The 10,595-nt window shown below is 69.5% G+C and carries 8 protein-coding genes; 6 read left to right on the top strand and 2 right to left on the bottom strand.

Annotated elements, in window-relative coordinates; all coding sequences use genetic code 11:
* Nucleotides 1-150 precede the first annotated feature (150 nt).
* Nucleotides 151-999, bottom strand: coding sequence for an SMP-30/gluconolactonase/LRE family protein (locus ACFOWE_RS18350; protein WP_377289355.1), 849 nt, complete (start codon nt 997-999; stop codon nt 151-153).
* Between the two features lie 86 nt (nt 1,000-1,085).
* Here ACFOWE_RS18350 and ACFOWE_RS18355 point away from each other — a divergent pair, with 86 nt between their 5' ends.
* Nucleotides 1,086-2,255, top strand: a complete 1,170-nt coding sequence (locus ACFOWE_RS18355; RefSeq protein ID WP_377289357.1) for an FUSC family protein — start codon at nt 1,086-1,088, stop codon at nt 2,253-2,255.
* Between the two features lie 27 nt (nt 2,256-2,282).
* Here the strand turns inward: ACFOWE_RS18355 and ACFOWE_RS18360 are convergent, their stop codons facing one another.
* Nucleotides 2,283-3,665, bottom strand: coding sequence for a glucose-6-phosphate dehydrogenase (locus ACFOWE_RS18360; protein WP_377289359.1), 1,383 nt, complete (start codon nt 3,663-3,665; stop codon nt 2,283-2,285).
* A 114-nt stretch (nt 3,666-3,779) separates the two neighbouring features.
* Here ACFOWE_RS18360 and ACFOWE_RS18365 point away from each other — a divergent pair, with 114 nt between their 5' ends.
* From ACFOWE_RS18365 to ACFOWE_RS18385, 5 genes are all read left to right on the top strand, one after another.
* On the top strand, nt 3,780-4,460 hold the full coding sequence (locus ACFOWE_RS18365) for a cytidylate kinase-like family protein (protein ID WP_377289361.1): 681 nt from the start codon (nt 3,780-3,782) through the stop codon (nt 4,458-4,460).
* 9 nt (nt 4,461-4,469) lie between these two features.
* A complete protein-coding gene (gene uidA / locus ACFOWE_RS18370; RefSeq protein WP_377289362.1) occupies nt 4,470-6,251 on the top strand; it encodes a beta-glucuronidase in 1,782 nt (593 codons plus the stop codon).
* Nucleotides 6,248-7,603 carry a glycoside-pentoside-hexuronide (GPH):cation symporter gene (locus tag ACFOWE_RS18375; RefSeq protein WP_377289364.1) on the top strand — a complete coding sequence of 452 codons (1,356 nt, stop codon included), beginning with the start codon at nt 6,248-6,250 and terminating at the stop codon, nt 7,601-7,603. The genes uidA and ACFOWE_RS18375 overlap by 4 nt, the downstream gene beginning before the upstream one ends.
* Before the next feature lie 204 nt (nt 7,604-7,807).
* Nucleotides 7,808-9,067, top strand: coding sequence for an amidohydrolase (locus ACFOWE_RS18380; protein WP_377289366.1), 1,260 nt, complete (start codon nt 7,808-7,810; stop codon nt 9,065-9,067).
* 549 nt (nt 9,068-9,616) lie between these two features.
* On the top strand, nt 9,617-10,595 hold a 979-nt coding region (locus ACFOWE_RS18385; protein ID WP_377289368.1), incomplete at its 3' end, for a GAF domain-containing protein.

Consider the following 10,595-nt stretch of genomic DNA (forward strand, 5'->3'; position numbering starts at 1 on the left):
CCGCCGTTTCCGTTCTTCCTGGCGGTGAGGCTGCGGATCTTGACCGGTTGAGGCATCCGGCCTCCCGGGCGTTGCGTCTGACGCACGCGTCGGCACTCCGGTGAGCTGAGGCGGGGCCGCGAAGCGGCCTCATTCAAGGGTGCCGCCGTGTCATCCCGCGAACTCGCGAACGGGCAGCCCGGCGACGTCGGCTCGCGCCCGAAACAGCGAGCCTGCCAGCGGGTCCTGTCCGGGCTCGAGATTCTCCCGGGATGTGGTGATGAACAACTCGTCCAGGTGCGGCCCGCCGAACGTGCAGGCGGTGACCTTCCTGACCGGAAGTTCGATCACCTCGTCGAGCGCTCCCGCGGGGGAGTAGCGTCGCACCGCCCCGCCGTTATTGAGGGCCACCCAGACGCCGCCTTGCGCGTCGACGGTCAGCCCGTCCGGACGTCCGGCGTCGGCCGGAACGGTCACGAAGGTGCGCTGCCCGGTAAGACCCGACTCGGGGTCGTAGTCGAACACGGCGATCTGTTGCGTGGGCGTGTCGTTGTAGTAGGCGCGGGCCCCGTCGGGGCTCCACTCCAGCCCGTTGGAGACGGTGACCTCGGACAGGACCACCGCGACGGAACCGTCGGGCGCCAGCCGGTACAGCGTGCCGGCACCGGGGCGCTGGTCGTAGGCCATCGACCCGCAGTGGAAGCGGCCGTCGGGATCGCAACCACCCTCGTTCATCCGTATCCCGTGATCGCGCCACAGCGCGGGCAGGTGTGTCACGGTGCCGTCGGCGTCCTCCAGGGCGAAGCCCCGCTCGACTCCGATGACCGCGCCTCCCCGGCGGCGGGGCCGTACTGCTGCGGCGACGTCCCCCACATGGCGGCGGGTGACGGTGCCGTCGGCCGCCAGGGACATCACGTCTCCGGCCAGCATGTCGACCCAGCGCAGCCCGCCCCAGCGTGGCGACCATACGGGCCCCTCGCCGTGGTACACGATCGGATCGGTCACCTGCTCCGGATGCATCGGCGCCTCCCGGGAAAGAAACCAGCTTGGGCGAATCATGCGTTTTGTTCTTTACATGTCATAGTGCCCAAATTAGGAGACCGCCTATGGCGCGTTCACGCACAGCCGCAGCGTTGCGGAGGTGGCTCGCCGAGACCTGGCCGCTGCTGCAGGCGACGGTGGCGGCCACGACCGCCTGGGTGATCGCCTTGTGGATCGGTGACCACGACGCCCCGTTCTTCGCGCCGATCGCCGCGGTGGTCGCTCTCAGCTTCGGACGCGGCGAGCGAGGCCGCAACGCCCTGCGGCTGGTCTTCGGGGCGTGCATCGGCATCGTGGTCGGTGAGCTCACGGTCGTGTTCTTCGGCGGTGGCTGGGATCGCCTGGCGCTGGCCACGTTCGTCGCGCTGGTCATCGCCCAGGCGTTGGGGGCCCAGCGTCTGATGCGCATTCAGGCCGCCTCCGGGGCGATCTTGACCATCGCCGCGGCCGACGGCGAGGCCGGGGTGAACCGGTTGATCGATGCGCTGATCGGTGCGGGGGTGGCGCTGGTGTTCACGCAGGTTCTGTTCTCTCCTGAACCCCTGGCCCTGGCACGCCGGGCGGAGCGGGCGGCGCTGGCGACCATGGCCGAAGGTCTTCACCTGACGGCTGCGGCGTTCGGGCGCGGCACGTGCGACGAGGAGCTTCACCAAGGGCTGATCACCTGCATGTCCGGCGTGCGGGAGCACCTCGTCGAGGTAGGGAAGGCCGGCGCGGCCGGCACCCGGGTCGCCGGCCGCTCGCTGATCTGGCGTTACCGGCGCCCCGCGGCCACGCGGACGAACGAGGAGACCGCGCAGATCCAGTTGCTCGGAGCCAGCTGCCTGATGCTCATGCGCGCTGCCGTCAGCACGGATCCGCCCCGGCACGACAGGCTCGCGCAGGCGGTGCGGGAGCTGGCCGAAGTGATCACCGACCTCTCGGCGGACCTGGGCAGTCACCGGATCCGCCAGCGCGCGGTGGACGGTGCCCTCACTGTCGCCCGCCGGACCGATGAAGCCCCGGCACCGCCTATGGCGCAGGAAGCAGCGGCGGCCGGCGTGCGGTTCCTCTGCCTCGACATCATGGTCTTCGCCGGTGCCGCCCCCCAAGAAGCCTCCGCCGTGCTTCGGCAGGGCGCCGGCAAGCCGCGAGCGGTTGCGCCGCCGGAGGGCGTCAGCTTCCCCGGCCTGCCGAGTCCCGCGATGCTCCGGCGCCTGCGCCGCAGGCTGGCGGGTCGGCGGCACCGGCGCTGACGCGCCGGGAAGAGTCTCGGCCGCAGGTCAGGGCGGGCCCGCGCTTCCTGCCGCGTACTCCTCCAGCGGGACCAGGCCTGCCTGCCAGGCGGTCAGCACGGGCGTCATCACTCGCCAGGCCTCTTCGGCCTCGTCACCGCGCACCGACAGCGTGCTACCGCCCGACAGGATGTCCAGCAGTACGCGACCGTAGGCCGGCAGGCCGGTGGCGGGGGGTGGCGCGCTCAACGTCACCGGCACCGGCCTCGGCGGGTTCAGGGGCACACCGCCGGTCAGCTGCAAGGCGAGGTCCTCGGGACCGTCGAGGCCGATCCGCAGTTCGTTGGCCGCGGCGCCGCCGGACAGCGGGGACTCGGCCGGCAGGAAGCGGACCGTGACCTGCTTGCGTCGGCGGTGCAGCGCCTTGCCGGCCCGGAGCAGGAAACGGGTGCCCGCCCACCGCTCGGTGTCGATATCCAGTACGACCTCGGCGAAGGTCTCGGTGCCGCGGGTCGCGTCGATGCCGTCCTCGTCGGCATACGCCGGGACCTCCCGTCCGGCCCCGCCCGCCGGATCGGGGAGCCGCCCGCGGGTGTAGCGGGCGCGACGGGTCCGAAAGGTCACCTCGTCGCGGCTCAGGCGACGCGCTGAGCGCAGGGCATCGACCTTGCGGTCGCGCAGGGCGTGCTCGTCGAGGGAGGCCGGCAGGTCCATCGCGATGAGGGACAGGACCTGGAGCATGTGGTTCTGCATCACGTCCCGCAGGATGCCGGAGCGGTCGAAGTACCCGGCCCGGCCCTCCAGACCCAGGTCCTCCTCCCACAGGATGTCGATCTGCTCGATGTGCCGGCTGTTCCACACCGGTTCCACGACCCGGTTAGCCAGGCGCAGCGCGAGCAGGTTCTGGACCGTCGCAAGCCCGAGGACGTGGTCGACCCTGAACACCGCCTGCTCCCCAGCGGCACCGGCCACCTGGGCGAGGAGGCGGTTCAGGGCCACGGCACCGTCGAGGTCCTCACCGAAGGGCTTCTCCAGGGCGATCCGGCTTCCCGCAGGGAGCCCGGCGGTGCCGAGCGCGGTCACCACCGTCGCGTACAGGCCGGGGGGCAGGGCCAGGTAGACCGCCACCGGGTGCCGGATGCCGGACAGCAGGCCGCTGACGCTCGCGGGGTCGGTCATCTCGGCCCGGCGATAGCGCAAAGAGCGGACGAGGTCGGCACGGACCGCGGCCGAAACGTCCGGGGCGTGACGCTCGAGCCTCTCGGCGGCCATGCGCTGAAAGGCTCCATCGTCCAAGGCTTGCCGGGCAGCCGCGATGACCTCGAAGCCGTCGGGGAGCCGGTCCGCGGCACGGAGCGCGGCCAGGGCAGGGAGCAGGTACCGGCCGGTGAGGTCACCGGTCGCACCGAGCAGTACCAGCTTCGTGATCATGGTCGGCCCCCATGTGACGGCATCGGCAACACCGGACAGCGCAACGTCACTGTTGAACAGGATATGACACTGCGTTAAATGGCCTCTTGCTGACGTCCATAAAGAATGCTGAGTATGGCTGAGCGTGAGGCCACGGGCTCGGAACCGAAGCGGTCTCCTGCTGTGGTGACGCTTGCCGCACTGTACGGGACGGGGGGCGATGTCATCGGACCGCGGGTGGCGCAGCGGCTCGGCGTGGCCTTCCTCGATCGCGCCATCCCCGCGTCGGTCGCGGCGCGGGCCGACGTCCCGCAGGAGGTCGTCGCCGCCGTCGACGAACGCTCGCGGAGCCGCGGGCAACGGCTGCTGGCGCTGCTGGCCGGGGCGCCCAGCCTGACGGCGGGCCCTGCCCAGGATCGCTGGCTGCTGGAGGAGGGCAGGATACGGGCGGAGATCCGCCGCTTCGTGGCCGAGGCCGCCCGGTCCGGAGGCGTGGTCCTGGGGCGCGGCGGCGCGATCGTGTTGCGCGAGACGCCACAGGCGCTGCACGTGCACCTGGGCGGGCCCCGACAGGCCCGCGTCGCGCGGGTCATGGAGACCGAAGGTGTCGACCACGCCACCGCCGAGCGGCGCGTGAAGAGCAACGACTGGGCTCGACGGGAGTACGTCAGCAGGGCGTACAGCGCCGACGGTGATGATCCGGCCCTGTATCACCTCATGATCGACGCCACCGCTTTCGACGTGAACGCGTGCGTCGAGCTGATCGTCACGGCGGCCGCCTTGCACACACCACGCAGTACCGACGCAACGACATGAGGAGCTCTTATGCTCAGGCCCCGCGATACGCCCACCCGCGAGTGCACGTCACTCAACGGCCTGTGGCGGTTCGCCGTCGATACCGCCGGTACCGGCCGGGCTGACGGCTGGTGGCACCGTACCCTGCCCGGCAGACGGGAGGCGCCCGTACCGGCCAGCTACAACGACCTGTTCCCGGACGCTGCGGTCCACGACCATGTGGGCGACGTCTGGTACCAGAGGGCGATACGGGTTCCGAGGCGGTGGGAGGGCCTGCGGATCGTCCTGCGTCTGGACTCCGCGACCCACCGGGCGATGGTCTGGGTCGACGACACCGAGGTCGCGGCGCATGAGGGCGGGTACACGCCGTTCGAGGCGGATCTCACCGACGTGGTGGAGCCGGGCGCCGAGCACCGGGTGACGGTCGTGGTGGACAACACCCTGTCGTGGCAGTCGATCCCGCCGGGCTACGTCGAGCCGACTCCCGACGGCCCGCACCAGCGCTACTTCCATGACTTCTTCAACTATGCCGGTCTGCACCGCAGCGTATGGCTCTACACCACCCCCCGCACGTACATCAGTGATGTCACCGTCGTCACCAGACTGACCGGATCGACCGGGATCGTCGACTACCGGGTCGAAGCGGCCGGTGGTGAGGGGGGTGACGTCCGCGTCGTCCTGCGGGACGCCGACGGTGTCGAGGTCGCGCGGGCCACCGGCGGCACCGGGGAACTCGCGGTCGAGGACGTGCGCCTGTGGAGACCAGGTGAGGGATACCTCCACCATCTGCATGCCGAACTGTGGACCACCGGTGAAGAACCAACCGACTCCTACACACTGCCGGTGGGAGTGCGGACCGTGGCGGTCGAAGGGAACCGGTTCCTCATCAACGCAGAGCCGTTCTACTTCACCGGATTCGGCAAGCACGAGGACGGTCCCGTGCGCGGCAAGGGGCACGACGACGCCTTCATGGTCCACGACTTCGCGCTGATGGAGTGGCTCGGCGCGAACTCATTCCGCACCTCCCACTACCCCTACGCCGAGGAGGTGCTCGAGTACGCGGACCGGCACGGCATCGTGGTCATCGGTGAAACCGCCGCGGTGGGGCTCAACGCCGAAGTCGGGACCACGCTCACCGGGACGGTGTTCACCACGTTCTCCGAGAACACCGTCAACACCGCCACGCAGCAGGCCCATCTCCGGGCGATCCAGGAGATGATCGCCCGGGACAAGAACCATCCCAGTGTGGTGATCTGGAGCATCGCCAACGAACCGGAGTCCACCACACCCTCCTCCCGCTCCTACTTCGAGCCGCTGGTCGACCAGGCCCGGCAATTGGATCCGTCCCGTCCGGTGGCCTTCACCAATTTCATGAGCGCGACCCCGGACGTCGACGTCATCTCCGACCTGTTCGACATCCTCCTGCTCAACCGCTACTACGGCTGGTACAAGAACCTGGGCGATCTCGCGGCGGCCGAGCGGAACCTGGAAGCCGAACTCCGAGCCTGGACACGCAAGCACGACAAACCGATCATCATGACCGAGTACGGCGCGGACACGCTCATGGGCCTGCACGGCGTCATGCCCGCCCCGTGGACCGAGGAGTACCAGGCCGACCTGCTGGCGATGTATCACCGTGTCTTCGACCGCGTCGAGGCGGTCGTCGGCGAGCACATCTGGAGTTTCGCCGACTTCGCGACCGCTCCGGGTCTGCTCCGGGTCGACGGCAACAAAAAGGGCGTGTTCACCCGCGACCGCAGACCCAAATCCAGCGCCTGGCGGCTGCGCGAACGCTGGCGAAAGCACCGATGACCAGCTCACCGAGCGGGCAGACCCCCAAGCTGGGCGCACTGCAGTACATCGGCTACGGGGCCGGCGACTTCGCGAACAACCTGGCGTTCTCGATGGCGTCGATGTTCCTGCTCCTGTACTACACCGACGTCGTAGGGATCGCCGCCACCACGGCGGGAACACTGTTTTTACTCGTGCGGATCTGGGACGGGATCGGGGACGTGATCGCCGGCCGCATCGTCGACCGGACCTCCACCCGGTGGGGCAGATACCGCCCCTATCTGCTGTTCGCCTCGCTGCCGCTGCTGTTGCTGCTAGTCGCGCTCTTCTCCGTGCCGGGCGGGCTGAGCGAGGGCGGCGCGCTCGTGTACGCCTACCTGTCCTATGCGCTGTTCTCCTTCGCCTACGGCCTGGTCAACATCCCCTACGGTTCCCTGGCCACCGCCATGACACAGAATCCCGACGAGCGCTCCAAACTCTCCAGCGTCCGGGTCCTCGCCACGAATCTGGCCATCCTGCTGCTAGCGGCCGTCGTCTCGCCGCAGATCACAACCTCCGACGACCTCCAGCGATCCCTGACGGTCACCACCCTGGGGCTGGTGGTGATCGGGATGCCGCTATACCTGTTCACCTTCTCCACCGCCGAGGAGCGGGTGCAGCGCGACGTCGAGAAATCCAGCCTGCGCCAGACCTGGGACACCGTGAAGCAGAACAAGCCGCTGTTGTTGCTCGGCCTGTCCAGCGTGCTGTTCCTGTGCGGCATGTTCGCCTTGGAGACCAGCGCCATCTACTACGCCCGATACGTGCTCGGTAACGCCGACCTCTATATCGTCCTCATCGCCGCCCAGGTCATCGGCATGTTCCTAGCCGCCCTGTTGATCCCCACCGCAGTGCGTGCGATCGGAAAGCGCACCTCCTACGTCGTCGGCGGAGCCATCACCGTGCTGGGCGGCGTCGTCACCGCCGTCGCGCCGGGGTCTGTCCTCGCGATCGCCGGTTTCGGCGTTCTCGGCCTCGGTATCGGTGCCATCAACACCCTCATCTGGGCTCTCGTCGCTGACACCGTCGAATACGGGGAATGGAGGACCGGCGTGCGAGCCGAAGGCGCGACCTACTCCGTCCTCTCCCTCAGCCGCAAGTTCGGACAGGCCGTCGGGGCCGCCGCCGCCGCCTACATCATCGGCCTCGGAGGCTACGTCTCCGGCGCCGCCACGCAAAGCGACGGCGCTGTCGCCTCGATCAGGATCGCAGCCGGGGCCGTCCCCGCCGGCATCACCCTCGCCGCGATCGCCGTCATGGCCTCCTACCCCCTGACCGAAAGCAAGTTCCGCAAGATCGTTGCTGAAACCGCCCGGCGCCGCCCAGGACCCTGACCCGACGGCTCCGTGAACACCGCCGACTCGGCATCACGGCGGACAGGACCGCTGGTGTGAGCACAACGACCCGTCCGGCCGCGTACTCCCCATGGTCCCTCCTCTTGATGGATGCCGCCGGGGCCGCCTCTGATAACCAGGGAGAAACAACCCATTACGCCGGGAATGACCAGATGTGCCATCGCTGTGGGAGGGAGCACGGACATGCCCGCCATCGCGAACATCCTCGCAGGGCTCGACCGGATCAGGCCCGAGCTGGAGTCGCTCTACAAGGACCTGCACGCCCACCCGGAACTCGGCCACGCCGAGCACCGCACGTCCGGCAAAGCCGCCCAGCGGCTGGCCGAGTACGGCTACGACGTGCACGACGGGATCGGCGGCACCGGGGTGGCCGGCGTGCTCGAGAACGGCGACGGACCGGTGGTGCTGGTCCGCGCGGACATGGACGCGCTCCCGATCCGGGAGCAGACCGGCTTGCCCTACGCCAGCACCGCCACCGCGCCGGGAAACGGCGGCACACCGCAGCCGGTCATGCACGCCTGCGGTCATGACGTCCACGTCACCTGCCTGCTCGGCGCCGCCCGGCTCATGGCAGAGTCCCGCGAGAACTGGAACGGCACCCTGATCGCATTGTTCCAGTGTGCGGAGGAATCCGGCGACGGCGCCGACGCCATGATCACCGACGGCCTGACCGGCCAGGTCCCTCGCCCCGACGTGTGCCTGGCCCAGCACGTCCTGCCGTTCCCGGCCGGCCAGGTCGCCACCCGCTCCGGCGCGGTCTTGTCGGCGGCCGACAACTACCGGATCACGGTGCACGGGCGAGGCGCGCACGGCTCACGACCGCAGGCCGGCGTCGACCCGGTGGTGATCGCTTCGATGATCGTCATACGGCTGCAGACCATCGTCTCCCGCGAGATCGGCATGCTCACCCCGGCCGTGGTGACCGTGGGCAGCCTGCACACCGGGACCACCCCCAACAACGTCCCCGAGTCGGCCCGGATGGAGATCAACGTCCGCACCTACGACGCGGACACCCGCGCGCAGGTGCGCGCGGCCATCGAGCGGATCGCCAGAGCCGAGTGCATGGCGGCGGACGCGCCGAACCCCCCGGACATCGAACATTTCGGCAGCTTCCCGCCGACCGTCAACGACGAGGCGACCACCGGGAAGGTCGCCGACGCGTTCCACCGGTACTTCGGCGACCAGGCCGCCGCCCTCGATCTGCAGACCGCCAGCGAGGACTTCAGCAAGATCCCCGATGCCTTCGGCGTGCCGTACACATACTGGGGGATCGGTGGCGCCGATCCCGGCCGATACGCCCAGGCGGCCGAGGACGGCACCGTCGGCAGAGCCATCCCGGTCAACCACAACGCCCACTTCGCTCCGGTGATCCAGCCCACCCTCGACACCGGCGTGCAAGCTATCGTGGTCGCCACCGCGCAGTGGCTCGCCTCTGGTCCGTGACGCCACACACTGCGAACGCGGTGCAAACCCACACCGGGGCCAACCGGCTGACGCCCGGTCGGCCCCGTCTCCAGCTCGAGTGTTCTCGCGCGGTGGTCTCGGCACGGTCGGCCCGGCTTGTCCTCAGGGGCCGGAACGGCTCGGATGCGTCCATCGGCGTCGAATCGGCCGGCAAGGTGCCTGGCGTCATGATCCGATGAATTCGCAACCCAGGCGGCAGGAAGCATGCCAGCACGGAGAGAAGCGCTCGATCGGCCCAGTCCGATCTCGGCCGGACGGCCTGACGCCGCAACACCATGATCTCTATGTCTTGGCCGCTTGACTACGGCCCAGAAGCATCAGCCAGCCGAACACTCCGATCATGAGCAGGTAGAGGGGACGGAGAGACACAAGAGCCGATCTTGCTCGTACTGCCGCACACGACCTGCCCATGACCCCGGTGCCGGAGGCCTCACCGGCGAGCCGGTCACCAAAAGATCGCGGCGACCACCGGCACAGCGAAGCGAACAAAACCCCATAAAGGGTATGAATCGCTTGGGGGTGAGGGGCATGAGGACAATCGATTCCGCCGACCGCAACGACCACGGGCACCGGTGCGAGCAACTGGAACAGGAGCGCATGTTCCTGGCGGCGCTGCTCGACAGCCTGGACGCCGGGGTGGTGGCCTGCGACACCGACGGCCACCTGGTGCAGATCAACCAACCCATGCGGGAGATCCTGAAAACAGCCGAGCACCCCGACACCCCGCACGCCTGGGCCACGACCCACGGCCTGTACGCTCCGGACAGCCGACGACTGCTGGAGACCGAGGAGATCCCGCTGGCCCGGGCCCTGGCCGGCGAGCAGGTGTCCGGCCAGCAGGTGGTGATGCGCCCACCTGGCCACAGCCCCCGCCGGCTCACCGTCAACGCCCGGCCCATCACCACCGCCGACGGGCGCCGCCTGGGCGCGGTGGCCATCGGTCACGACATCACCGACGCCCACCGCACCGCGGTGCTGCGCGCCGTCCAGCACGCCGTCACCGGCGTGCTGGCCGCCGACCGCGGCGTGACGGAGACCGCCCATGCGGTGCTGGGCGCGATCGCCGGCGTGCTCGGCTGGTCCTGCGGCGAGTTCTGGCAGGTCGACGACGACCGGCACACCATCGTCCGCATCGCCTCCTGGAGCGATCCGGGCAAGGACCTGTCGGCCTTCACCGGCGCACAGCCGCTCACCTTCGCCCGCAGCCAGGGCATGCCGGGCAAGGTCTGGGCCGGCGGCGAGCCGATCTGGAGTACGGACCTGCCCGACGACGAGCGCGGTTTCGCCCGCATCGCCCAGGCCCGCCAGGCAGACCTGCACGCCGCGCTCGGCCTGCCGATGCGCAGCGGCGGCGCCGGTGCGGTGACGGGGGTGCTGACCTTCTACACCGACCAGATCGTCGGGCCCGACGACGACCTGATCGACCTGCTGGAGGGCGTGTGCGCGCATGTCGGGCAGTTCATGGAACGGCGCCGCGCCGACGAGCTGGCCCACGCGCTGGCCACCA

It is taken from the genome of Planomonospora corallina (genome assembly GCF_042650625.1).
Classification (GTDB): Bacteria; Actinomycetota; Actinomycetes; order Streptosporangiales; family Streptosporangiaceae; genus Planomonospora_B; species Planomonospora_B corallina.